21 protein-coding genes and 1 pseudogene are annotated in these 25,485 nt (G+C 60.6%); 18 read left to right on the plus strand and 4 right to left on the minus strand.

From position 1 onward, the window contains the following. Positions 1-5 precede the first annotated feature (5 nt). The 11 genes and pseudogenes from ACFOFO_RS00960 (at position 6) to ACFOFO_RS01010 (ending at position 13,210) form a co-directional block, all read left to right on the plus strand. Complete coding sequence (locus tag ACFOFO_RS00960; RefSeq protein ID WP_390325153.1) at positions 6-1,172, plus strand: acetyl-CoA C-acetyltransferase; 1,167 nt, start codon at positions 6-8, stop codon at positions 1,170-1,172. A gap of 18 nt (positions 1,173-1,190) precedes the next feature. Continuing rightward, positions 1,191-2,069, plus strand: coding sequence for an SDR family oxidoreductase (locus ACFOFO_RS00965; protein ID WP_390328122.1), 879 nt, complete (start codon positions 1,191-1,193; stop codon positions 2,067-2,069). Between the two features lie 42 nt (positions 2,070-2,111). Next, a pseudogene (locus ACFOFO_RS00970) lies at positions 2,112-3,197 on the plus strand (acyl-CoA dehydrogenase family protein); the annotation flags it as partial. Positions 3,198-3,317: 120 nt separating this feature from the next. After that, positions 3,318-4,448 carry an acyl-CoA dehydrogenase family protein gene (locus tag ACFOFO_RS00975; RefSeq protein WP_390328120.1) on the plus strand — a complete coding sequence of 377 codons (1,131 nt, stop codon included), beginning with the start codon at positions 3,318-3,320 and terminating at the stop codon, positions 4,446-4,448. Positions 4,449-4,450: 2 nt separating this feature from the next. Continuing rightward, a complete protein-coding gene (locus ACFOFO_RS00980; protein WP_390325151.1) occupies positions 4,451-5,260 on the plus strand; it encodes an SDR family oxidoreductase in 810 nt (269 codons plus the stop codon). Between the two features lie 15 nt (positions 5,261-5,275). Beyond that, on the plus strand, positions 5,276-5,737 hold the full coding sequence (locus ACFOFO_RS00985) for a MaoC family dehydratase (protein ID WP_390325149.1): 462 nt from the start codon (positions 5,276-5,278) through the stop codon (positions 5,735-5,737). A 37-nt stretch (positions 5,738-5,774) separates the two neighbouring features. Further along, positions 5,775-6,980 carry an acetyl-CoA C-acyltransferase gene (locus tag ACFOFO_RS00990; RefSeq protein WP_390330576.1) on the plus strand — a complete coding sequence of 402 codons (1,206 nt, stop codon included), beginning with the start codon at positions 5,775-5,777 and terminating at the stop codon, positions 6,978-6,980. A gap of 86 nt (positions 6,981-7,066) precedes the next feature. Continuing rightward, positions 7,067-8,044: a WD40/YVTN/BNR-like repeat-containing protein gene (locus tag ACFOFO_RS00995; protein WP_390325148.1), complete on the plus strand. Its 978-nt coding sequence runs from the start codon at positions 7,067-7,069 to the stop codon at positions 8,042-8,044. Between the two features lie 57 nt (positions 8,045-8,101). Beyond that, the gene (locus ACFOFO_RS01000) at positions 8,102-10,492 is read left to right on the plus strand and encodes an efflux RND transporter permease subunit (RefSeq protein WP_390330578.1); all 2,391 of its coding nucleotides are present in this window, start codon (positions 8,102-8,104) and stop codon (positions 10,490-10,492) included. 2 nt (positions 10,493-10,494) lie between these two features. Beyond that, the gene (locus ACFOFO_RS01005) at positions 10,495-12,240 is read left to right on the plus strand and encodes an FAD-dependent oxidoreductase (protein WP_390330580.1); all 1,746 of its coding nucleotides are present in this window, start codon (positions 10,495-10,497) and stop codon (positions 12,238-12,240) included. 295 nt (positions 12,241-12,535) lie between these two features. After that, complete coding sequence (locus ACFOFO_RS01010) at positions 12,536-13,210, plus strand: histidine phosphatase family protein (RefSeq protein ID WP_390330640.1); 675 nt, start codon at positions 12,536-12,538, stop codon at positions 13,208-13,210. Positions 13,211-13,262: 52 nt separating this feature from the next. Here the strand turns inward: ACFOFO_RS01010 and ACFOFO_RS01015 are convergent, their stop codons facing one another. The 3 genes from ACFOFO_RS01015 to ACFOFO_RS01025 are packed head-to-tail and all read right to left on the minus strand — an operon-like array spanning position 13,263 to position 16,148. After that, positions 13,263-14,378 (minus strand): 3,4-dihydroxy-2-butanone-4-phosphate synthase, encoded by a 1,116-nt coding sequence (locus ACFOFO_RS01015; protein WP_390330582.1) that lies wholly within the window; start codon positions 14,376-14,378, stop codon positions 13,263-13,265. Between the two features lie 4 nt (positions 14,379-14,382). Next, the gene (locus ACFOFO_RS01020; RefSeq protein WP_390330584.1) at positions 14,383-15,318 is read right to left on the minus strand and encodes an alpha/beta hydrolase; all 936 of its coding nucleotides are present in this window, start codon (positions 15,316-15,318) and stop codon (positions 14,383-14,385) included. Positions 15,319-15,350: 32 nt separating this feature from the next. Beyond that, entirely contained in the window at positions 15,351-16,148 is a 798-nt protein-coding gene (locus ACFOFO_RS01025) for an SDR family NAD(P)-dependent oxidoreductase (protein ID WP_390325143.1), read from the minus strand. A gap of 140 nt (positions 16,149-16,288) precedes the next feature. Here ACFOFO_RS01025 and ACFOFO_RS01030 point away from each other — a divergent pair, with 140 nt between their 5' ends. Next, complete coding sequence (locus ACFOFO_RS01030) at positions 16,289-17,326, plus strand: Rieske 2Fe-2S domain-containing protein (protein ID WP_390330587.1); 1,038 nt, start codon at positions 16,289-16,291, stop codon at positions 17,324-17,326. A 74-nt stretch (positions 17,327-17,400) separates the two neighbouring features. Then, entirely contained in the window at positions 17,401-18,555 is a 1,155-nt protein-coding gene (locus ACFOFO_RS01035) for a helix-turn-helix transcriptional regulator (RefSeq protein WP_390330589.1), read from the plus strand. 154 nt (positions 18,556-18,709) lie between these two features. On the opposite strand, the gene ACFOFO_RS01040 is transcribed toward ACFOFO_RS01035, so the two are convergent. Further along, positions 18,710-19,837: a helix-turn-helix transcriptional regulator gene (locus ACFOFO_RS01040; protein ID WP_390325137.1), complete on the minus strand. Its 1,128-nt coding sequence runs from the start codon at positions 19,835-19,837 to the stop codon at positions 18,710-18,712. 493 nt (positions 19,838-20,330) lie between these two features. On the opposite strand from ACFOFO_RS01040, the gene ACFOFO_RS01045 reads away from it, so the two are divergent. From ACFOFO_RS01045 to ACFOFO_RS01065, 5 genes are all read left to right on the plus strand, one after another. Beyond that, a complete protein-coding gene (locus ACFOFO_RS01045; protein WP_390325135.1) occupies positions 20,331-21,893 on the plus strand; it encodes a FadD3 family acyl-CoA ligase in 1,563 nt (520 codons plus the stop codon). A gap of 129 nt (positions 21,894-22,022) precedes the next feature. Continuing rightward, complete coding sequence (locus tag ACFOFO_RS01050; RefSeq protein WP_390325133.1) at positions 22,023-22,850, plus strand: SDR family NAD(P)-dependent oxidoreductase; 828 nt, start codon at positions 22,023-22,025, stop codon at positions 22,848-22,850. A 28-nt stretch (positions 22,851-22,878) separates the two neighbouring features. Next, positions 22,879-23,664 carry an SDR family NAD(P)-dependent oxidoreductase gene (locus ACFOFO_RS01055; protein WP_390325132.1) on the plus strand — a complete coding sequence of 262 codons (786 nt, stop codon included), beginning with the start codon at positions 22,879-22,881 and terminating at the stop codon, positions 23,662-23,664. A gap of 9 nt (positions 23,665-23,673) precedes the next feature. Further along, positions 23,674-24,297: a nuclear transport factor 2 family protein gene (locus tag ACFOFO_RS01060; protein ID WP_390325130.1), complete on the plus strand. Its 624-nt coding sequence runs from the start codon at positions 23,674-23,676 to the stop codon at positions 24,295-24,297. 55 nt (positions 24,298-24,352) lie between these two features. Then, positions 24,353-25,447: a Rieske 2Fe-2S domain-containing protein gene (locus ACFOFO_RS01065; RefSeq protein WP_390330591.1), complete on the plus strand. Its 1,095-nt coding sequence runs from the start codon at positions 24,353-24,355 to the stop codon at positions 25,445-25,447. Positions 25,448-25,485 lie beyond the last annotated feature (38 nt).

A 25,485-nucleotide genomic window follows, 5' to 3' on the forward strand; every position in this document is an offset into this window, starting at 1 on the left:
CGCTTGTGAAAAATTCGGTGCAAAAATCGGAAGCTTATATTGTAGATGCACTGCGCACACCAACCGGCAAGCGCCGCGGCAGTCTGGCGCAGGTTCACCCCGCCGATCTGGGTGGCTTCGTGCTGAAGGCGCTGGTCGAGCGTAATGCGATTCCGGCCGAGGATTACGACGATGTGATCTTCGGTTGCGTCGACACGATAGGCCCGCTGGCCGGCAATATCGCCCGTTCTTCGTGGCTGGCTGCCGGTTTACCGCTGACCGTGCCCGGCGTGACGATCGATCGGCAATGCGGCTCGTCGCAACAAGCGGTGCACTTCGCCGCGCAAGCGGTGATGAGCGGCACGCAAGACGTGGTGATCGCCGGCGGTGTCCAGACCATGAGCCAGATTCCGATCTCCTCGGCGATGATCGCAGCGCAACCGCTGGGCTTTAGCGACCCGTTCTCCGGCAGCACCGGCTGGCGCGAGCGCTTTGGCACGCAACCAGTATCGCAATTCTATGCAGCGCAAAAAATTGCGGAGCACTGGAATTGTTCGCGCGAAGCGATGGAGCAATACGCGCTGGAAAGTCATGCGCGCGCATTGAGAGCGACGGCCGAAGGCCGTTTCGCGCACGAGATCGTGCCGTTTCAAGGCCTGGCGCACGACGAGACACCCCGCGAAACTTCGCTGGAAAAAATGGCAACGCTGGAACCGCTGGAACCGGGCAGTTGGCTGACTGCCGCTGTGTCGAGCCAGACCTGCGATTCCTCGGCCGCGCTGCTGGTGGTTTCCGAAGCGGCCTTGAAACGCTACAACCTGACACCGCGGGCACGCATCCACCACCTCTCCGTGATGGGCGACGATCCGATCTGGATGCTGACCGCGCCGATTGCCGCCACCCAACGCGCGCTCAAGCAGTGCGGCCTGCAGTGGGAAGACATCGACCTGGTCGAAATCAATGAAGCTTTCGCGTCGGTCGCGCAGGCATGGCTGAAGGAAACCGGCTATGCCCATGCCCGCACCAACGTCAACGGCGGTGCGATTGCGCTGGGCCATCCGCTCGGCGCCACCGGTGCGCGCCTGATGACCACGCTGCTGCATGAGCTGGAACGTACTGGTGGACGCTATGGCTTGCAAACCATGTGCGAAGGCGGCGGGCTCGCCAACGTCACGATTATTGAACGTCTTTAAGGAATACGTATGGGCACTATGGGCATTTGCGAAAATCGTAACGTTATCGTCACCGGCGCGGGCGGCGGCCTGGGGCGCGCTTATGCGCTCGCGTTTGCGGCCGAGGGCGCCAACGTGGTGGTCAACGACATTCGCCATGCAGCGGCCGAAGCGGTCTGTGCAGAGATTCGCGCACAAGGCGGGCAGGCGCTGGCGAACGACGGTGACATCACCGACATGGCCAGTGCCGAGCGCATCGTCGAGGCGGCTTGTGCTGCTTTCGGCGAAGTGCACGTGCTTGTCAATAATGCCGGCATTTGCCGCGACCGCATGTTCGTCAGCCTGAGCGAGGCGGATTGGGACGACGTGATGCGGGTCCATCTGAAAGGCCATTTCTGTCTGGCCAACGTACTGGCGCGGCGCTGGCGCGATGCCGCCAAGGCTGGCAACAAGGTCGGTGGCCGCATCATCAACACCAGTTCCGGTGCCGGCTTGCAGGGCTCGGTCGGACAATCCAATTATTCCGCCGCCAAGGCCGGGATTGCGGCATTGACGCTGGTGCAGGCGGCCGAACTGGGGCGCTACGGCATCACGGCCAACGGCCTGGCGCCGGTGGCGCGCACCGGCATGACCGAAGACGTGTTTGCCGACGTGATGAAAAAACCCGAAGGGGACGCCTTCGACTACTTTGCTCCGGCGAATGTGGCGCCGCTGCTGGTATGGCTGGGCAGCGCCGCTTCAGGCCATGTCACGGGCCGCATGTTTGAAGTGGCCGGCGGCATGATCGGCCTGGCTGATGGCTGGCGCAGCGGCGTGCAGCAGGACAAGGGCGCGCGCTGGCAACCGGCGGAGGTGGGGGCAGCGGTGAGCGCTCTGATCGACCAAGCGCAGCCCGCGCAAAAAGTTTTCGGCAGTTGATGGCGGCCGGCGATGGATTTTAGACTCGACTCCGATCAGGAAATGATCCGTGATGCGGCCGAATCGTTTTTGGCCGAGCAAAGCGATTCCGCCGCGCTGCGGCGCGCGCTGGAGAGCGATGCCGGCTATGACACCGAGTTATGGCGCGCGATCCGCGAAGACATGGGCTGGTGCAGCCTGACCATCCCGGAAGATCTGGATGGCATGGGGCTGACCCAGGTCGAGCGCGCGTTGCTGATGGAACAGCTTGGTCGCCGCTTGCCGGCGGTGCCGTATCTGGCCAGCGCCTGTCTGGCGGCAGACGCGCTGCAATATGCCGCCCATGCGTCAGCGCAGCAGCGCTATCTGCCAGCCCTCGCCAGCGGTGCGTTGACTGCAGCGCTGGCCTTTCCGACACCGGCCGGCTGGGAACCCTCCGCTTGTACCGTGATGGCGCAGCGGGTCGATGATTTCTATGTGCTGAACGGCATCGTGCCGCAGGTGCTGGGGGGCGCCGAGGCCGAACTGCTGCTGGTACCGGCATGCTTATCCGATGCCGACGACGTGTTCGGCATGTTTGCGCTGGATGCGCGCACGCAAGGCGTAGGCATTCAGTCATTGACCACGCTCGATACCACGCGCGGTATCGCTCGCTTGACGCTGAGCAATGTACGGCTGGAAGCAGATGCCCGTATCGATGCTTCAGAAACATTACACGCTGGTCTGCAGTGGGCCGGTACGTTGGCAGCACTGGCCATGGCGGCAGAACAGGTCGGCAGCGCCCAGCAGTGCTTGGACCTGACGCTGGCGTATATCAATGAACGGACGCAATTCGGGCGGATCATCGCCTCGTTCCAGGCGGTCAAGCATCGCTGTGCCGAAATGATGATCAAGCTGGAGTCGGCGCGTTCAACGGTGTATGGCGCGGCGCGCGCAGCGACCACAGATGTTGGACTGGACCAGCTGGCGCTGGAAGTCGCCTGCGCCAAGAGCGCCGCCAACGATGCGCTGTTCTTCTGCGCCCAGGAAGCGATCCAGCTGCATGGCGGTGTCGGCTTTACCTGGGAATATGACCCGCATCTGTATTTCAAGCGGGCGCAAGCCGCACGCACCTGGTTTGGCGACGATGAAGCCTGTTATCAGCGGATTGCCGAACACTTATGTAACACCGGCGATCACGGCGAGGATGCGGTCGAATCCAGGGGTTCGGCTTCTTCGGCAGAACAGGATCACGCCGATGAGGGTTTCCGTGCCGAATTTGCACAATGGATGCAAGCCAATTTAAGCGGCGATTTCCTGCCCTTGCGCCATCGTGGCGGGCCGGGCGACGAAGATGCTTTCCCGCATCAGCGCAAAGCCTGGGAGCAAACGCTGGCCGAAGGACGCTGGACCTGCGTCGGCTGGCCGCAACAGCACGGCGGGCGCGGCCTGTCACTTGCGCAGCAAGTCATTTACCACGAAGAATACGCGCGCGCGGGCGGCCCGGGCCGGATGGGCCATATCGGCGAAGGTCTGATTGGCCCGACCCTGATCGCGTACGGTACCGAAGACCAGAAGCAGCGTTTGCTGCCCGGCATCCAGAACGGCAGCGTGTTCTGGTGCCAGGGTTACTCGGAGCCGAACGCCGGCTCCGACCTGGCCAACGTGCAAACGCGCGCGGTGCAAGACCCGGAGACCGGCGACTGGATCGTCACCGGCCAGAAAGTGTGGACTTCACTGGCGCATGAATCCGAATGGATCTTTGTGCTGGCGCGCTGCGAAGCGGGTTCGCGCGGCAACCGTGGCTTGATCTTTTTGCTGATGCCGCTGGACCAGCCCGGCGTGGACATTCGCCCGATTCGCCAGATCAGCGGTTCGGCCGAGTTCAACGAAGTGTTCTTCGACGGTGCGCGTGCAGCGGCGAGGGATGTGGTCGGCGCGCCGGGAGAGGGCTGGAAGATTGCGATGGCCTTGCTCGGTTTCGAGCGCGGTTTGTCGACGCTGGGCCAGCAAATGCATTTTCGGCACGAGCTCGAGATGGTGATCGCTGCCGCCGGCGACAACGGCAGCCTGCAACAGCCGGCACTGCGCCGCCGGATCGCGCAAGCCTGGGCTGGCTTACGCACGATGCGCTACAACGCGCTACGCATGCTTTCCGGCGACAGCGATGGCCAGTTGCGGCGCGAAACGCTGATCTACAAATATTACTGGTCGAACTGGCACCGCGCGCTGGGCGAGCTGGCAATGGACGTGCTGGGTGCCGAAGGCAACCTGGTGGTAGCCGACGATGGTCGCCGTTCACGGCTGCAAGGCTTGTTCATGTTCACCCGCTCCGACACGATTTACGCCGGTACCAACGAAATTCAACTGAACATCATTGCCGAGCGCGGTCTCGGCATGCCCAAGGAAGCAAGAGGATAAACATGAATGAATCCCAAGTAGTGACGTCTGCCGCAGTGCCTGCCTATGTAAAGGGACATCGCCTGCTGGAAGGGAAGACGGTTTTGATCACTGCCGCGGCGGGGGGCGGCATTGGTTTTGCGGCGGCACGGCGTAGCGCCGAAGAAGGTTGCCGGGCGTTGATGATTTCCGACATCCACGAGGGCCGTCTGGTTGCCGCGGTCGAACGCCTGCGCAGCGAGACCGGTCTGGAAGCGATCTATGGCCAGCCGTGCAATGTGACCAACGAAGCCGAAGTGCAGGCATTGATCGATGCCGCGGAAAACAAGCTGGGCGGCGTCGACGTGCTGATCAACAACGCCGGCCTCGGCGGTTCGCGCCGCGTGGTCGACATGAGCGATGAAGAATGGAATCGCGTGCTGGACATCACGCTGACCGGCACGTTCCGCATGACGCGCGCGATGCTGAAACGGATGCAGCCGCGGCGTCGCGGTGTGATCGTCAACAACGCCTCGGTGCTCGGCTGGCGCGCGCAGAAGGAACAAGCCCACTACGCGGCCGCGAAAGCCGGCGTGATGGCGCTGACCCGCTGCAGCGCACTGGAAGCGGCGGAATTCGGCATCCGCATCAATGCGGTGGCGCCGAGCATCGCGTTGCATGACTTCTTGCGCAAGAGTGCGCCGCAGGAACTGCTAGAGCAACTGGCATCGAAGGAAGCCTTCGGCCGTGCGGCGGAAGTATGGGAAGTGGCCAACGTGATGATGTTCCTGGCCAGTGATTATGCGTCCTATATGGCCGGCGAAATCGTGTCCGTCAGCAGCCAGCACGCCTGACCAGAGCATCTACTTATGACCATGACATTCCGCAAGCCGGCTGACTTCTTCGCGATGGCCGGACAGCCGCTCGGCGCCAGCGAATGGATCACGGTCGAGCAGGATCGCATCGACCTGTTTGCCGATGCCACCGGCGACCATCAATGGATCCACGTCGATCCAGAGCGCGCGAAGTCCGGTCCATTCGGGGCCTGCATCGCCCATGGCTACCTGTCGCTGTCGCTGGTCAACCTGTTCTTGCCGCAAGTGGTCGGCGTCGAGAACCTGAAGATGGGTGTCAATTACGGCTGTGACCGCATCCGTTTCCCGGCCCCGGTTCCGGTCGGCGCGCGTATCCGCGGGGTGTGCGAACTGTTGCGCGCCGAGCCGATGGATGGCAATGGCGTACAAGCCACCGTGCGTGTGACGGTGGAAATTGAAGGCAGCACCAAACCTGGCTGTGTCGCCGACACCATCAGCCGTTATTTTTTTGCTTGATTCATCGTTTGTTGGCGCTTACTGAAAGATACTAACCATGCAAGAAGCCGTGATTGTTTCCACCGCCCGTACCCCGATTGGCAAGGCATTTCGTGGCGCGTTCAATGATACCGAAGCGCCGCAACTGGGCGGGCATGTGATACGCGCCGCGCTGGCGCGGGTGCCGGGCATCGCACCGGAAGAAGTGGAAGACGTATTGATGGGCGCCGCCGCGCAACAGGGCACCCAAGGCTACAACATCGGCCGCCTGAGCGCGCTCGCCGCCGGATTGCCGGCGACCGTGCCAGGCATGGCGATGGACCGGATGTGCTCGTCCGGCCTGATGGCGATTGCCAGCGCGGCGAAATCCATCATGTGCGGCGAAATCGAGATCGCGATCGCCGGTGGCGTCGAATCCATTTCGCTGACGCAAAACAAATTCAAAAACGCCTACCGCAGCCAATCGCAGGCGGTGCTGGCAGCAGATCCGACGGCCTATATTCCGATGATCGAAACCGCGGAGATTGTCTCGCAGCGCTATGGCATCTCGCGTGCCGCGCAAGACGACTACGCATTGCTGAGCCAGCAGCGCATTGCCCGCGCGCAACGCGACGGCTTGTTTGATGACGAGATTGTGCCTCTGACGGTCAATAAGGCGTTGTTCGACAAGGAGGGCAACCAGACCGGCACGGAACAAGTAACATTGACACGCGATGAGTGCAATCGTGCCGATATCAGTGCCGAGAGCCTGGCCAACCTGAAACCGGTATGGCAAAACGGCCAGTGGGTGAAAGAGGGTCAATTCATCACGGCCGGCAATGCCTCGCAGCTGTCCGATGGCGCATCGGCCTGTGTATTGACCAGTCGTGCTGAGGCCGAACGACGTGGGCTGCCCCAGCTGGGTGCCTATCGTGGCATGGCGGTGGCCGGCTGCGGCGCGGATGAAATGGGGATCGGACCGGTATTTGCGATTCCTAAACTATTGAAAAAGCATGGTCTGACCGTTGCCGATATCGGCCTGTGGGAATTGAATGAAGCGTTTGCCTGCCAGGTGATTTACTGCCGCGACCAGTTGGGGATTGCGCAGGATCGGCTGAACGTGAATGGTGGTGCGATTGCGATTGGTCATCCGTTCGGGATGTCGGGGGCGCGCATGGTGGGTCATGCATTGCTCGAAGGTAAGCGTCGCGGAATCAACTATGTCGTCGTGACGATGTGCATCGGCGGCGGAATGGGTGCTGCGGCATTGTTCGAAGTGTTGTAACCGAGGTGTTGTAACCGAGGTATTGTAACGGTTGCGTTGTAACCATAAATATTAAATGCGGATTACATAGCCGCAAAGGAGACAAGATGTCTAAAGCAATTCGACTGGCGAGCCTGGCAATGGTGGTGGCAGCGGCTGCTGCTGCGGTTTATGCCTTTTCGCCGCGTCCGCTGCCGCCGTTCGCTGCGACGGCAATTCGTGCGGATCGTTTGCAGATCAACGGTCTGGTCCAGGTCGGCAAGCGTCTGGTGGCAGTGGGCGAGGCAGGCCATATTTTGCTCAGTGACGATGATGGTGCGCACTGGCGCGACGCTGTGGTCCAGCCGCAAACCGGTTCGACCCTGAACCAGCTCCTGTTTATCGATGCCCAACATGGCGTGGCCGTCGGTCATGACGGCTGGATCGTCAAGACCGACGATGGCGGTGCCAATTGGCACCAGGTGCGTTTCGATGAACAGCGTTCCGAGCCATTGCTGGGGGTGGCCAGCGCGGGCGGCACAGGCGGGGCATCTGCCGCCACCTTGTACGCGGTGGGCAGCTTCGGCAAATTTCTGGTGTCACACGATGCCGGCGCGCATTGGGAGCCATCACCTTTACCGGCGGTGGGCGAAGCGCATCTTAACGCGTTGACCGCCGGCCCTAAAGGGCGCCTGATGTTGACCGGCGAGAACGGCACGCTACTGCGTTCGAGCAATGGCGGCGCGCAATGGGAAACGCTGGCGCTGCCTTACAAAGGGTCTTTGTTCGGGGCGCTGGCACTGTCGGCTGATATCTGGCTGGTGTATGGGATGCGCGGCAACGTTTTCCGCACTGAGGATTTTGGCGCGACCTGGGAACGTATCGACACCGGCTTGCAGACTTCTTTTTTCGGAGGTATCAAGTTTGATAGTGGTCGCATCGCGCTGGTCGGTCAAGGCGGCGCGGTATTGCTGTCAGACGATCATGGCAAGCACTTTCGCATTCATAGTATCGGCGGGATGGCGAGCTTGACCAGCATCATCCAAATTGCGCCAGCCCGGGCACTGGTCAGCGGCGAAGCTGGGATTGAACCTAAAGCGCTGTAAGCCCCCGCGACGCCATTCCTTGTACGAATCTGAATTATTTGCGATGAGAAGCCAATCATGAGCCTGTTCTCCAACCAACGCCTGACTTCGTTCATTGAAGTTTGTGCCGATTTTCTGCTCCGCCGCCGCCGTCTGCTGTTGTGGGTTTTCCTTGCGCTGACGGTATTGTTGGCTGCTTCCGCTACGCGGGTGCGGCTTGACCCGGGTTTTGCCAAGATGGTGCCCTTGCAGCACCCCTATATGCAGACTTTTACCGAGTACACGCGCGCTTTTTCTGGTGCCAACCGGATCATGGTCAACCTGCGCTGGAAGGGTGAGGGAGATGTCTACAACAAGCAATTCCTCGATGCCTTGCGCTCAGCAACCGATGAAGTTTTTTTTCTGCCTGGGGTTGAGCGTGGGCGCGTCTTTTCCTTGTTTACGCCGAATGTGCGCTACACCGAAGTGACGGAGGCTGGCTTCTACGGTGACGTTGTCGTGCCGGCACGCTTTTCGGCGCAGCTCGATGAGCTAGATGCGGTGCGCCGCAATGTGGCCCGTTCAGGGCAAATCGGGCAATTGGTTGCGAACGACCTGAAGGGCGCGATGGTGCGGGCCGAGTTGCGCGAGATTGACCCCAGTACCGGACGCAAGCTCGATTACGCCGAGGTGGCGCGCAAGCTCGAGCAGCTTCGTGCCAAGTTGGGTAATGACAAAATCGAAGTCAATATCATCGGCTTTGCCAAGGTGGTCGGTGATGTGGTCGATGGCATCAACGGCGTGATGGCTTTCTTTGGCATTGCCTTTGTGATTACCGCCGCTTTGCTGTTCTTCTATACCCGCTCAGGCCGCATGACGCTGTTGGCGCTGACGGTGGCGCTATTGCCCGTGATGTGGTTGCTGGGTATCTTGCCCTTGATTGGTTACGGGATCGACCCGATGTCGATTTTGGTGCCGTTTCTGATTTTCTCCATCGGCGTATCACATGCGGTGCAGATGATTAACGCCTGGCGGCAAGCCGCGCTGGGCGGTGCCACTTCGGTTGAAGCCGCACGCGATGCATTCCGCAAATTGTTTGTGCCGGGCACCGTTGCATTGCTCACCAATGCGCTTGGCTTTTTGGTGATCATGTATATCAAGATCGATATCGTGCGTGAACTGGGGGTGACGGCATGTCTCGGCGTGTTGCTGATGATCCTCACCAACAAGATGTTCCTGCCGATCCTGCTGTCCTATACCAGCAGCAACCAGCTGGTACGCACGGTCAAGGGGCAGGCACCGCAACGCAGCCGCTTGTGGTGGGCGCTGTCATCTGCCGCTGAGCCGCGCACCGCATGGGTGGTGTTGGCTATCAGTGCAGTCTTGCTGGTGGCGGGCTCCTATAAGGCACACCATTTGAAAACCGGCGACATCGGCGATGGGGTACCCGAATTGCGCGAAACGGCACGCTATAACCGCGACAATGCCGCAGTCACCAGCGAGTACAACATCGGCATCGATGTGCTGACCGTGGTAGTGGAAGCCAAGGTTGAGGGCGATGCCTGCCTGCAGTATCCGGTGATGAGTTCGATCGAACGTTTTGAGATTTTCATGCGCGGCGTAGCCGGCGTGCGCTCTGTCGTCAGCGTGCCGAAGCTCGCCAAAGTGACGATTGCCGCTTTCAACGAGGGCAACCCGCGTTGGCAAGCGTTGCCGCGCACCGGCCCAGGACTGGCGCAAGGTGCGGGCAGCTTCAATCCCGACTATGGGATGAATACCGAGAACTGCAGGGCGATTCAGGTGCTGGTCTACACCAATAACCACGAGGGCACCACCATTGCGCATATCGTGAGCGAGATCAAGCGCTTCATCGGCAGCGAAAAAACCGCGAACGTCAGCTTCCGTCTGGCGGGCGGCAACGTCGGCGTGATGGCGGCCACCAACGAAGCGGTGGAACAGGCGGAAGTTGGTATGCTGCTGGCAATTTTCGGTGCTATCGCGCTGCTGTGTTTCCTGACTTTCCGTTCCTGGCAGGCGGTGCTGTGCATCGTCGTGCCGCTGGTGCTGGTGTCGATTTTGTGCAACGCGTTGATGACCTTGTTGGGTATCGGCCTTAAAGTATCGACGCTGCCGGTGATCGCGCTCGGTGTTGGCGTCGGTGTCGATTACGGGATCTATCTGTACGAGCGCATCCAGCACCAGATGCAGGAGTGCGGCCAGGATTTCCGGGTGGCGTTCTACGAGGCGATGCGCCAGCGCGGTACCGCTGCGCTGTTCACTGCGCTGACGATGTCGATCGGGGTCGGCACCTGGGTCTTCTCGGCGCTCAAGTTCCAGGCTGACATGGGCGTGTTGCTGGCGTTCATGTTCCTGGTCAACGTGCTGGGTTCGATCTTCCTGTTGCCGGCGCTGGCGGTCGGCCTGCTGCATACACCTGTCCGCAAGCCAGCCATTAAGGTCAGTGGCGCTTACCAAACCATCGAAAGTTGACAATGATGAGCTCCAGTCACAAAGCAAATAATTCCAGCGGCTCGCCAGAAACCACTGAATATGATGTGGTGGTGGTCGGCTCCGGTGGTGGCGCGATGTTGGCGGCCTGCCGCGCCGCCGATAACGGCTTGTCGGTATTGGTCGTCGAAAAGTGTGACGTGTATGGCGGTACCACGGCGATCTCGGGTGGCGGTATCTGGATTCCCTGTAACCACGTGGGCGAAGCGGCCGGTGCCAAGGATAGCTTTGATGAGGCACTCACCTATGTGCGCGCTTGCGTCGGTGAACACATGTCGGAAGCGCGCGTGCGCGCTTATCTGAAACACGGCCCGCGCATGGTGCGCTATCTGCACGACAAGACACAGGTGCGCTTTGTGCCGTTGCCGGAATATGCCGATTACTTCCAGGACCGTCCTGGCGCCAAACCAGGGTTCCGTTCCCTCGATCCGAAGCCGTTTGATGCGGCCCGGGTCGGTGCCGAATTCATCAAGCAGCGGCCGCCACTAGCTGCCACGCTGGTCGGCGGCCGGATGTCGATGACGCAGACCGAGGCGCGCAAGATGCTAGGCAAGCATCGCGGCTGGGTCGGGCTGGCGCTGACGGTCATGGTGCGTTACTGGAGCGATCTGCCGTGGCGTTTGCGCTCTCGCCGCGACCGCCGCTTGACGCTGGGTGCCGCATTGGTCGGTAGCCTGCGCGTATCGTTGCAAGAACGCGGGATTCCATTGTGGTTGAATACGCCATTACGCGATCTGGTCATCAAAGATGGCCGCGCCGTCGGCGTGCAGGTGGAGCGAGATGGTGCAGTCGTGCAGATTAGCGCACGCCGTGGCGTGATTCTGGCCGCCGGCGGTTTCGAGTGGAATCAGGCAATGCGGGACAAGTATCTGCCACAACCGTCGCGCGCCGAGTGGAGCGTGACGCCGCCGCACGCGAATACCGGTGATGCAATTCGCGCTGGCGAGGCGGTCGGTGCCGGGCTGGACTTGATGCAATACATGTGGGGTGTGCCGGCCCTGCAAGTGCCGGGCCAGCCGCAAGCGCATCCACTGTTTGTCGAGCGTGCGCTGCCGGGCAGCGTGGTGGTGGATGCCAAAGGCAAACGTTTTCTGAACGAAAATATCGCCTATACTGACTTTGTGCAAATCATGTACCGCAAGCAGGCAGAAGAGGGCGGCACGATCCCGGCCTGGCTGGTGTTCGATGCGCGCTTCCGCCGGAATTATCCTTGTGGCCCACTGTTTCCCGGCTCGTTCGTGCCGGATAGCCGTTTGCCGCAAGAGGTACGCCAGATCGTCCATCGTGCCGACACGCTGGACGCGCTGGCAGCGCAGATCGGGGTCGACCCGGTTGGCCTGCAAGAGACGGTGGCCCGCACGAATGCGGATGCAATCAAAGGTGTGGACAGTCAATTCGGCAAGGGTGGCAACTGCTTTGACACCTATTACGGCGATACCACGGTTAAACCCAACCCCTGTCTGGCGCCGCTGGAAAAAGCGCCGTTCTATGCGCTGCGCCTGGTTCCCGGTGACATCGGCACCAAGGGCGGCCTGACGACCGACGAGCATGCTCGGGTGCTGACACAAGCCGGTGTTGCGATAGAAGGTTTGTATGCTATCGGCAATTGCAGCGCAGCCGTGATGGGCACGAGTTACCCAGGCGCAGGGTCCACGATTGGGCCGGCAATGACATTCGGCATGCTGGCGGCCGATCATATCGCGCTGGATGATGTCCGTGCCAGTGCCTGAATTGGACAACACAGCCTGATAAGAGAGTTGGGAGAGCGCCAGGCGTAAAATGAGGGCTACCGTTGCGACGGTAGATATTTTTACACCAGGTTCACGTTACTGATGTGAAACCTATCCCAACATATTAATGATCCGATACGAATATATCTCGATTGATTTTGGCGATTCCGCAAGCAGTGTCAAAAAAAATAGTCAAGAGTTAATCGTGCCGGATCAATACTCAGGATGAACTCCAGTGCAGAGCACATTAACTAGCAATCAACACGGCGCGACCAAGCGCCGGCGCATTTATCTAATGCGGCATGGCGATGTCGCTTATTTTGGTACCGATGGCCAGCCTGTGGCCGATCTGGATTTGGTTGCCCTGAGCGAGAAAGGGCGGGCTCAAGCGGATGCGGCTGGCCGTTATTTTTCTTCGCTGGGCGTCGCGCGTTTCGATCGCGTCATTTCCAGTTCTTTGCCGCGGACCATCGAGACCGCCGAACGGGTGACCGCTGCCTATGGGCAACCGGTACAGCCGGACGCATGGGAAGCGCTGCGTGAAATGCGCAGCGGACACCCTGATGCAATCTCGACGGATCGGCTGTCGGTTGGGCTGTTGGCGATGACGCATACCAGCGTTGCACTAGAAGAGCGTTTTTTGGGCGGCGAGTCGGTAGCCGAGTTGCAAAACCGGATCGTGCCGGCATTGAATACTTTACGTGCCGACCCGGATTGGGATACCGCTTTGCTGGTGCTACATGGACTGGTGAACGGTGCGCTGATCTCGCACGCATTGACTGGCGGGAAAGCGCATCTGGGACGTCTCGAGCAGCAACCGGGCTGCATCAATGTGCTCGATGTCGGCGAGCACCATGACGATTGGGTGGTGCGCGCCATCAACGTTTGCCCGGATTTGAGCGCATACCAGTCGACCCGGTTGCTGACGGTGGAGCACATGCTGGATCAGGTGCTGCGCTCACGTCGTTGATATGTAGCATGCGGGCCGGGGCTTGATGCCGCGGCCGGCCCGCATTGCGCGTTCATTGCTGCTCGAACGGCACGAACTCGGCGACTTCGAGATCAAAACCTGCTACCGCCCGGTAAGGCACCGTATGGCTCATCAGGCGCATGCGCCGCACCCCCAAATCCCGCAAGATCTGCGCGCCGACTCCCAGCGTGCGCTGCGCAAATAGCGGCGCGCGCGGGGTGTCGGTCGAGGTGTAGCGCTCTATGTCTTGCAATACTTCATTGGCGCCTTCCTCGCGCGCCAGCAACACCAGCACGCCGCGATCGGCCTGGGCAATGTGTGCCAGTGCGCGCTTCGCATTCCAGTAGCGCGGCCCAAACGTGAAATCGGCATCGAGCACATCGCGCAGCGCTTCCACACCCTGTACGCGCACCAGCGGCGGCTCGCTGTCGACCGTACTGTTGACCTCGCCACGCACCAGTGCCAGGTGTACCGCGTTCATGATGGTGTCGTGGTAGGCGATCAGGCGAAACTCGCCATAGCTGGTTTGTAGCGTCCGTTCCCGGGTGCGCGCGATCAGGCCCTCAGTCAGGATGCGATGATGGATCAGCTCGGTGAGGCTGGAAAACGGCAGGCCATGCTGTTTCGCGAATGCCGCTACGGCCGCGCCGCGCGCGCTTTCGCCGTCCTCGTCCAGGATGCTGACGACGGCCCCGGCTGCGCTGTGGCCGGCCAGATGCGCCAGGTCGCAGGCTGCTTCGGCAAAACCGGCGTGGCGCATTACGCCATCGGGCGCTGCCATGATTGGAAACACATGGCCCGGTTGAACCAGATCGTGGGCAGTGGTTTTTGATGCTGCGGCCAGCTGCATGGTGAGGGCCCGATCTGCTGCGGAAATGCCGGTAGTGACGCCGTGCTTCGCCTCGATCGAGACCGCAAAGCGGGTACGTTGGCGCGCCGCTGTCGGCACCATCGCCGGCACCTCCAGTTCCTTGCATCGCGTTTCTGGCAGCCCCAGGCAAATCAGGCCACGTGCCTCGCGCGCCATGAAGTTGATCGCGGATTCGGTGGCGGCATCGGCCGCCATCACGACAACGCCTTCGCTATCGGCCTCGTTGTCTTCGACCAGGACTACCATGCCACCAGTACGGATGGCTTCAATCAGTGTACGTATGGATTGGGTTGACATCGTATTACTCCGTAAGGGCCAGACCAACTGCCTTGGCACCCAGCGCCAAGGCATCGTCCGCCGCTTGCATGATCCCGACCATGCTGGCAAAGCCATGGAAGACACCGTCCCAGCATTTAAGCTGAACCGGTACGCCATCCTGACGCAAGCGTGCCGCATAGGCTTCACCTTCATCACGCAGCGGGTCGTATTCGGCGGTGATGATAGTGGCGCTCGCCAAGCCGGAAAAACTGGTGGCGCGCAGCGGGCAAGCGCGCGGGTCCTCAGCGTCAGCGGGAACGCGCAAGTACTGTTGCCAAAACCATTTCATGAGATTGTTGGTGAGCAGATAGCCGGTCGCATAAGTATCGAAGGAGGGTGTGTCGCATGCTGCATCGATGACCGGATAGAACAGCAACTGGTGCGACAGCTTAGGCAGTTCCAATGTCGGGTCGAGCGATAACTGGGCGCATGCCGCCGCCAGATTGCCGCCGGCACTGTCGCCTGCAACGGCCAGACGCCCAGGGTTGATGCCGAATGTGCTTGCCTTTCCGTGAATCCAGCGCAGCGCCGCGCACCCATCGTCGACTGGGCCGGGGAACGCTGCTTCAGGCGCGAGTCGATAGTCGACCGAAATCACCGCGCATCCGCTCAGGTTGGCCAGCCGACGACACAGGTTGTCGTGCGTGTCGAGCCCGCAAGACACCCAGCCGCCGCCGTGAAAAAAGACGATCGCGGGCAACACGCTGCCCGGGGCAGGGTGATACAAGCGCAGTGTCATTGGTCCGGCCGGAGCGGTGATCACATGGTCGGCGATATGGCTCACTGCCTCGTTGAGTGAGGGCACGCTGCGTTGCGCATCGATCGCACGGTAAGCAGTTACATCCAGGGTGGAATAATCCGGTTCCGGAAAACCGGCAAACATCGCGAGGATGCCTTGGGCTTGCGGGTCAATTGCCATGAATGCTGCTCCTGAATAAATGAGAGACGGGGTTACTCGACTGCCAGCAGGATTTCCATCCGCTGCTGCAGCGCCCCTTTAAGAATGTCGGCGTGCGGATAAATCCACAGTTTGTCGGCGTCCACACCGGCCAGGACGATCCGGGCCAGCTCATCTGGCGTCATGCCGACGGTGTTCATGTCGCGCAAATAATGGTTGGCACCAGCGACTTGCTGGTTTGCATCTTCCGCTGGCAGATTGCGGAAAATGCCGGTGTTGACTGGTCCAGGGCAGACGATCGACATCTTCAGCGGCAAACCAAGTGCCGTGAACTCCTGATGCATGGTTTCGCTCAACGCGACCATGCCGTGTTTGGAAACGGTGTACGGCGCCAGCCATGGGCCAACCAGCAGGCCAGCCAAGGAGGCGATATTTACAATGTGGCCGGATCCCTGCTGGATCATGCGCGGCACAAAGGCGCGCGCGGTGCGGATCGCACTCCATAAATTGACATCGAGCACGCGCGCCCAACTAGCGTCATCGAGCTCCCAGCTTGGCCCGCTGACCAGCATGCCAGCGCAGTTGTAGAGCCAGTCGACGCGACTGAAAGTATCGAACGAGCGCTCGCACAGCGCGCTAATGTGGGCCGGATCGGCTAGATTGGTCGTCAGTTCCAGCGTGCGTATCGAGGGTGCCAATTCGATAATGTGCAAACCGGTCTGCTTCAAGCCAGCGGTATCGATGTCGGCCAATACCAGGTTGATACCACGGCTGGCCAGCGCATAGGCGATCGCGCGACCAATTCCGCTGGCTGCGCCAGTGACAACCGCGCAGGGGAGTGAATGTGACATGGGACTGCTCCAATTAAAGGCTTGCCGCCACTATCTATCCAGCTGAGTTGGGCGGCATCGTCCGAAAGGACGATGAAAATAGTGGGTCGCGCCCTTAATTTGTAACCATTGCGACATCGATGGCTAAAGGAGACAAAAAAATGGCAAGAGGTTACAAAATTGAGGCGCGACCGCTAGAGCCGCGCTACGCACGTGGCTGGCACTGTCTGGGCTTGGCGCAAGACTACAAGGATGGCAAGCCGCACACGCTGAATATCTTTGGCAAACGCCTGGTGGCCTTTCAGGGCGAAAGCGGCGATATCAGTATCCTGGATTCGTATTGCCCACACATGGGAGCCGATCTGAGCCGGGGCACGGTCAAGGGCGACACGCTTGCCTGCCCGTTTCATGACTGGCGATGGGGTGCAGATGGTGTGTGTCAGGAAATTCCTTATTGCAAGCGGGTCCCACCCAAAGCACGCATCACTAGTTGGCCGACCGCTGAACAAAATCATCTGTTGTTTGTTTGGAATGATCCGGCAGGTAATCCGCCGCCGCCTGAAGTGGCGATCCCCCGCATCGATGCCTGCTTTTCGGATGAGTGGACGGCATGGGCTATCGATAAGATGGTGATTCAGACTAACTGTCGTGAACTGATCGACAATGTTTCCGACATGGCCCATTTTGCTACTGTGCATGGCGCAAAGGTTACCGATTTCAGCAATGCGTTTGAAGGCCATATTGCGACGCAAGTCATGGAAAGCAAAAGCCCGCGTTTGTCAGCCGATGGCGTATTGACCAATACCTCCACCTATTACGGTCCGTCTTACCAGATCACCGTGATGCAGGGGGAGATGAATGGATATCCGGTCGATTCCATCTTGCTGAATTGCCATGTTCCGATCGACCTGAATAGTTTTGAGCTGCGCTTTGGTGTATTGGTACGAAAATTCGCTGGCCTTTCCGAAGAGCAAAACAAAGAAGCCGCAATGCAATACGTCAAATTGGCGCAAGAAGCCTTTTATGAAGACGTGGAAATCTGGCACAATAAAACGCGCATCGACAATCCGCTGCTGTGTGAAGCAGATGGTCCTGTCTATCAATTGCGTGACTGGTATCAGCAGTTTTATGTGGATGAGGCCGAGGTGCCGGAATCCATGAGCGCACGCCGTGTATTCAACCTGAAAGCAGTTGCCTGACATAACTGTAGACAGTGAAAATGACGGCTGCATCGTCATTTTCACTGATCATTGGTTGGCACGGAATTGTCTGAATGAAAAATGCTGTAACGAATTTTCCATTAGAAACATTTAGTGAGTTGGTGGGGGCGATCTATGATGGCTTGCTCGAGACTATTCCTTGGCAAAAAATCCTCGGCCGTATGCGGTCCGAACTGGGCGCCAATTATGTGACCCTGATTCTGCGTTCTCCCAGACCGGGTGACCAAGGCCTGATGGTTACTGTCGGCGACGTGACGTCGGAAGGATTGATTTCCTATCACAGCCATTATTATGCGATGGACCCGTTCATCGGTTTGCCGTCTGAGAAAGTGGTGACGACCAGCGAAATCATGAGCGAATCGCGCTGGGTGGCATCCCCGTTTTACCAAGAGTTTCTGGCGCCGGTTGACGTCCATCATCTGATGGGTGCCGACATTCGCACCGATGACGGAGTCGAGTGTCGCCTGCGCGTCTGTCGCTCGCTGAATGCCCCCGATTTTTCCGAGCGCGACAAGGCATTTTGTACGCTGTTGTTACCACATTTCAAGCGCGCGGTGCACCTGCACGGGCAACTGGACCTGATTGAATCGGAGCGACGGCTGTATGCGGGTGCGATGGATCGCCTGATGGTCGGCACCGTCATTCTCGATGAAAATGGCCGCGTGTTGCAGACCAATGCGATGGCGGACACGATTCTGCGTGCCAGCGACGGGATGCGGATTGCCAATAACATGCCGCATGCGACCCACGCGGCGGATAACCGCGAATTACAGCGCCTGATCAAGAACGCCTTGGTGCGACATGGCAATCAAAAAGTAGCTGCGGTGGTGGATGCGATTTCGGTCACGCGTAACTCTGGACTGCGCAACCTCGGTGTGGTGGTGCACAGTGTGCCGTTGAGCGAATGGTCGGAAGGGACGTCGCGGCCGGCGGCCGTGATCTACATTCGGGACCCCGAACACAAGGCGCAAGCGCCGCATGACATCGTCAGGCAACTATTCAGCTTTACACCGGCCGAGACGAATCTGGCGATGCAGCTGGCAAACGGCTTGTCGTTGGAAGAGGCTGCCGAAGAGTTAGGGATACGCCGCAACACTGCACGCGCACATTTGCGGGCGATTTTCTCGAAGACGGATGTAACACGCCAGACTGAACTGGTGCGTATCATACTCAACAGCGTGGCCACGCTGGGTATCGGCGACAGCTGATTCGATTGCGGGTGTCGATTAAATGTCGGCAGACCGTGGTGTGCTGTTGGGCTCTAATGGGATGGACGCGCCTTTCGTTAAGTGGGTCTCCCGCATTTCCGCTATGGCACTCTGATGCCGCTTTCCGACGGATGCGGCTATTCAATTGGAGCCCCTATTTATACCCGAGGGTCACAACGCTGTTGAGCAGGATGCGCACCAATTCGGTCTGCCGGGTCACGCCGGTCTTGGAAAAAATCGAACGCAGATGCGCCTTGACCGTGTTTCGCGTGATGTTGAGCGCCTCGGCGGCCTCATCGAGCGAGAGTCCGTTCGCGAGCTGTATGGCGAGCGCGGCTTCAGCCGGCGTGATGTCGAACAGCCGACGTATGACCTCCTGGGAGGCCGGCGCCTTCTGCTCGGGATCGCGCATGAATACGGCAGCAGCGGGCCTGCTCTTGCCCTCCGACCACTCGCCCATGGGAACGCTGCGCACGACGATCCCAAGGTTGCTCTTGCCGGACGGGCGCCTGACTGAAATGGCTTCGATCACCGACAGGTCCGGTTTCGTGTGTCCGGAGAGCGCCCCCTTGATGAGTCGCTGCAGCTCCCGGTTGTCACGCGTGTGCACCGCTTCCAGCGCTTTGTTGGCGATCCGCAGCCCATCGCGTTCCCGCAGCAGTTCGTCCGCAGCCTGATTGGTTTGCAGTATCTTGCCATTTTCGTCGAGGACGATCGTGCCGACCATCAGACGCTCGACCGTGCCGGCGTAGAGCTGGCGTTCGCACTCGCTGCGGTCCAGGTGCGCGTGCAGGATCACGGCCTGCTTCAGATGGGGCAACAGCCGTCGGCACAACGCCTTGTCATCTTCCGAGAACTCTTTGGCGCTTCGGGGACGGCAGACGCGCAATCGGCATTCCGCACCATCGGGCGTGTGAATATCGGCCCCCATGACGTGAAACACGTCGTAGGGCGCGTTATATTCCTTGTAGTAAGCCGATTCCAGCCAGCGCGCCTCGCCGAGGATTTCGTGGACCGTGACGATTTGATCCGGAGGGAGTCCGACGAACGGGTCGAGGGCATAGAAATTCGTGCTATAGGAAACGACCGCTTGCGTGGTGACGTTTCCGGCGGTCACCATGAATCCCGAGTCATCCGGGGTGGATGGCCGAAGAACCAGGATGACGTAGTTTGCATGTAGCCGCTCGCGCATGGCGTTGAGACTCTGCTGCCAAGGAACCGGCTCGAGCGGCCCTTCATAGATCAGCCCGATCAAGCGGCTGAACTCATCGATAAGCGTCATAGTGCCGCAGCCCCCGATCGCGGGGGCTCCATCGTTTGGAAATGTTCGCCGCTCAGTGCTCACGAGCCCCCCAATGTGCATGGAAATGGAAATGTCGGACGCACGCATGGTCCGGGAGATTGTTCGCCGCGGCGAGTGCCACAGGGCTTGCGGCATGTTACCTCTTGCACAGGTCAGCTGCCAAGCGGCGCGATGCTGGAGTTACACGATCGGGTCGCAGCGTGCCTCTTGCGATGTGGCAACCCTCGGCCTGCGTCCAACGTTCTGCGTGAAAAAGTACGCGGCCGGCCAGAAGTGTGCATCGTCCGTTTGGACTGCAGCGGCTATGCGTCGGAGGGAAATCATGAAGAACCGATTGCGATCCGGTCGGGGCTAGCCCGAACGGGCGATGCCCGGTTGCTTAGTGCAGAGCAGAATTGGTTGCAACAGAAACGGTGGCATCGCGCCCTCAGAGCGGATTGCCGCATCAACTAAAGTTGCGTGGAGACTTGTCATGTTGCCTTCGATTCCAACGATTCCCCGATTGATCTCCGCGGTCGCCCAGCGCTACGCCGATCGTGTCGCTATCGAAGACGGACCGACGAGGCTTACCTATTTGGCGCTCGATGCGCTGCGCCTGGAGGCCGCCCGGGCCCTGATGAGCATGGGGGTGGAACCGGCGAATCGCGTGGCCATCTGGGCACCCAACTGCTGGGAGTGGATCGTGGCAGCGCTCGCGGCGCACAGTGTGGGCGCGACCCTGGTGCCGATCAACACCCGCATGAAGGGTGCGGAGGTGGCAGACATTCTCGCCCGCAGTGGTAGCCGCGTCCTGTTCTGCATCGGCGATTTTCTCGGAGTCCATTACCCCGACATGTTAGCCGCCCGACTGCCGAGCTGCGTCGAGCGCGTGGTCGTCTTGCGCGGCGCGCATCCCGACGAATGCTCGTGGGAGGCGTTCGTCGCTGAAGCCGCCCGGACGCCTCCGGAGGAAGCGAAGCAGCGCGCACTTGCGGTGATGCCACAGCATCTGTCGGACCTGATGTTCACCTCGGGCACAACAGGCCGGCCCAAGGGTGTGATGACAACGCACGGTCAGAACCTTCGGCTCTTTGCGGCATGGTCCGAAGTCGTGGGGCTGCGGACGGGAGATCGCTACCTGATCGTCAATCCGTTTTTCCATGCATTCGGCTACAAGGCGGGCTGGCTGGCTGGCTTGATGTGCGGTGCAACCATCCATCCCGAGCAGATCTTCGATGTCGAAGCGGTCATGAACCGCATTGCACGGGACCGAATCACCTTTCTTCCGGGGCCCCCGACGCTTTACCTGAGCATGCTGGCCCACCCCCGGCGTTCGACGATCGATCTGTCCAGCCTGAGGGTTGCCGTGACCGGCGCGGCGGCGATTGCGCCAGCACTGGTGAAACGGATGCGCGATGAGCTCGGCTTTCGTGTGGTGACGACCGCCTACGGCCTGACCGAATGCTGCGGCGTGGCGACCGTCTGCTCGCCCGACGACGATGCGGAGACGATCGCCCGGACCGCCGGGTGGGCATTGCCCGGGATCGAGGTGCGCTGCGCCGATGCGAGCGGCTTGGCGGTGCCGCCCGGTACACCGGGTGAGGTGTGGATTCGGGGATTCAACGTGATGCGCGGCTACTTCGACGACCCAGCGGCCACGCGCGAAGCGATCGATGGCGACGGCTGGCTGCACACCGGCGACATCGGCGAACTGGACCGGCGCGGTTATCTGCGGATCACCGACCGGCTGAAGGACATGTTCATAGTCGGCGGCTTCAACTGTTACCCAGCCGAAATCGAGCGCCTCCTTTGCGAGCATCCGGCCGTCGCCCAGGTTGCAGTCGTGGGCATGCCGGAGGAACGGCTCGGTGAGGTCGGCAAGGCCTGGGTCGTCCTGAAAGAAGGCGTGGAACTCGACGAGCAGGAACTGATCCGCTGGTCACGCGAGCACATGGCCAACTACAAGGTGCCGCGCAGCGTCGAGTTCGTGCAGGCACTTCCCGTCAATGCATCGGGGAAGGTCGTGAAGAATGCATTGCGAGCCCGTGGGGGTTAGCCCAAACGGGCGATGCGCGGTGCGCGTCCGGGCGGCACACTGTCTGCGGGTTAGTAGACATACGACACAGGCGGATCTCTCCGGCACACCGCGCCGGGGCGATCTCCCGATCCAACCAGGAGTTAATTCATGAAGCTTGCCAACAAAGTCGCGCTGATCACCGGAGCCGGGCAGGGAATGGGACGGGCCATCGCCCAGCTCTTCGCCGCGCAAGGGGCCGCCGTGGTCGCCGCTGATATCAATCTCGCCGCTGCCGAGGAAACGATCGCCTCCGTGAACACAAGGGGAGACTGCCTCGCGCGCAACTGTGACGTCGCCGACGGCGCCGCGGTAAGGACGCTCTTCGCGGAGATCGAGGCGCGCTACCAGCGCATTGACATCCTGGTGAACAACGCCGGGGTCGGGGCGGCGCCCGGCGATGGATTCGACAAGCTGATGGCGCGGCTCAACCAGCGCTACGAGCAGCAGGCCAGCGGCGAAGCGGTCAGCGTGTACCCCGACCACATTATCGACATGAACGACTCGGGCTGGCGGCGCGTCGTCGAAATCAACCTCTTCGGGACCTTTTGCTGCGCACGCGAGGCGGTTCGCCTGATGATCAAGTCGGGCGTCAAAGGGTCGATAGTCAACATCTCGAGCACTGCCGCATTCACCGGTGAAGGCGGGGTTCATTACTGTGCCTCGAAGGCGGCGCAGCTTGGATTCACGAAATGCCTGGCCCGCGAGGTCGCTCCGCGCGGTATCCGGGTGAACGCGATTTGTCCCGGGCCGACGGACACGCCGATGATGAAGACGATATCCGACGAATGGGCACAGGCGCTGGTTCAAGCCGTCCCGCTCGGTCGCATGGGCGAGCCGGACGAGATCGCGAAGACGGCGCTGTTCCTGGTGAGCGATGACGCATCGTTCTTCACCGGTCAGAGCCTCGCGCCCAATGGTGGGATGTACATGCTGTAATAAAGGAGACGACAATGAGGAGACAAAAATGAGTGGACGTTTGCAAAACAAGGTGGCGCTGATCACGGGGGGCGGTACCGGCATTGGTGCCGCAGCCGCCGAGCGGTTTGCGCAGGAAGGTGCCACCGTGGTCATCTGCGGGCGGCGGGCCGATGTTCTGGAAGCCAAAGTCAACGCGATCCGGAACAACGGCGGGCGCGCGGACTGGGTGCGCGCCGACGTGAGCGACGAGGCGGCCTTCGCGCAAGCGGTGGAAGCCACCGTGGACAAGCAGGGCCGACTCGACATCCTCGTCAATAATGCCGCGGCGGCGACGTGGGGCATGATCGAAACACAGCCGACATCGGAGTGGCATGCCTGTTTCCGGGCTTCGCTCGACAGCGCCTTCTTTGGCACGCGGGCGGTGTTGCCGCACATGAAGCATCAGGGCGGGGGGGCGATCGTCAACGTGGCGTCCGTCTGCGGGCTACTGGGCACTCCGGGCATGGCGGCCTACACGGCCGCCAAGGCGGGCCTGATCAATTTCACGCGTACCGCCGCCCTGGAGGGCGCCGGCAGCAACATCAGGGTCAATGTGGTGATCCCGGGCGTGGTGATGACGCCATGGGCGCAGGAGGCCCACGGCACCGAAGCGGCAATGGCGGCCACCGCGCGGGGCGTGCCGCTCAAGCGCATCGGCGAACCGCGCGAGCTCGCGAGCGCGATCCTGTTTCTCGCCTCGGACGAAGCTTCCTACATCACAGGCGCAGGCTTGGTGGTGGACGGAGGCAAGACCTGCGAACTCGTCCCGGGTGCAGCCGACTTTACCGACTAGGAGAATGGCATGGAGCGTAATGATCTCGTGGCGCGCATCGACCGACTGGAGTCCCACTCGGAAATCCGAATGCTGCCAGCCAAGTACGCGCTGGCGCTGGACATGCGAGACCTGGACGCGCTGGCGAACCTCTTCGCGCCAGACATCCAGGTCAGTCGGGACAAGGTGGGCCGCGCGCATTTCAAGACGTGGATGGACGAGACCCTTCGCAATCAGTTCACAGGGACGGCCCATCATATTGGAGGCCACATCATCGAGTTTCGTGATGCCGACCATGCCTGCGGTGTGGTGTATTCGAAAAACGAGCACGAGACCGGCCCCGAGTGGGTCGTCATGCAGATGCTCTACTGGGACGACTATGAGCGCATCGATGGTCGCTGGCACTTTCGGCGCCGCCTTCCATGCTACTGGTATGCAACCGACTTGAACAAGCCGCCGATCGGCGACCGCAAGATGCGATGGCCGGGACGTGAGTCCTACGACGGCGCCTGGCATGCGCTTTGGCCCACGTGGAAGGAGTTTTGGGATCGGCCTGCCGAGGGCTTGCCACAGGTCGCGCAGCCCGCGCCCTTGGACAAATTCCTCGAGACCATGCGGCGTGGCGCACCGATTCCGAAAATCCGCGTGCGGTAACCGGTTTGGGCAACGAGTGGACAACTGTAATAAGCATTTGAAAAGGGCAACGAGCATGGCTACGACTCAGGATTATGCATTTGGCGAGTTCACGTTTCCGCGCGGCTGGTTCATGATCGCGGATGCCAGCGAACTGAAAGACAGTCCCTTGGCGGTCCGCTTTTTTGGAAACGATTTCGCGCTTTACCGCGGCCAGAGCGGACGCGTCGTTCTGCTCGACGCTTACTGCCCGCATATGGGTACTCACCTGGCGCAGGGCGGCACGTCCTATGTCGTGCAGGATGGGCTTCACATCGACGGGGATTCGATCCGTTGCCCCTATCATAACTGGCGCTTCGGGTCCGACGGACGCTGCAACCACATCCCTTACTTCAATGGGCCGATCCCGAAAAATGCGCGGGTGAAGTCGTGGCCTGTGATCGAGCGCTACGGCTGCATCTTCGTCTGGCATGACCCCGAAGGCGGCGAGCCGGATTACGACTTCCCGACGATCGAAGAATGGGGCGACCCGGCCTGGGTGCGCTGGAAGCTCGACGATCTCGGGACCTTGAACGTGCATCCGATCGAAGTCGTCGACAACATGGCGGACGTTCGGCACCTCGGCCCAATTCATGGATCAACGGTCGAGTACTTTGAAAACGTGTTCGAACGGCACGTCTGTATCCAGTACCAGGGCGGGGGACACAGGACGATGGTCGGATCGGACAAGATGCTGGAGACCGACACCTGGTACATGGGACCCGGCCTCCTCTTCTCCCGAATTCGGGGCGCCTACGACGCGCTCCAGCTGATCATGCATACCCCGATCGAAGACGGCGTGATCAAGGCTTGGCAAGGCCTCATCGTCAAGTCGGCCCACGAGGTTGCGAGCGAAGCGGATGTCGCCATCGCGCGCGCCTGCCAGGAGACGAGCCGGCTGGCGCTGGTTCAGGACTTCGAGATTTGGGCCAACAAGCGCCCTGCCTTCCAGTTCTTGCAATTGCCCAACGATGGCCCTATCCACAAGGTTCGGACCTGGTACCGCCAGTTCTATCACCCGAAGGATCGCGCCGCGGAGTTCTGGCGCGAAGTCGAGGGGGTGCACACCGTGCGCGGCGTGGCCCCGGCGCCCCAGAAACGCCTCGCTGGCCTATTGGCAGGCGGTAATTGACCTTGCGCGGTATCTCTGGTCGCCGAGCACAATCACCT

The organism is Pseudundibacterium arcticum, from assembly GCF_042646465.1.
Taxonomy (GTDB): domain Bacteria; phylum Pseudomonadota; class Gammaproteobacteria; order Burkholderiales; family Burkholderiaceae_D; genus Undibacterium_A; species Undibacterium_A arcticum.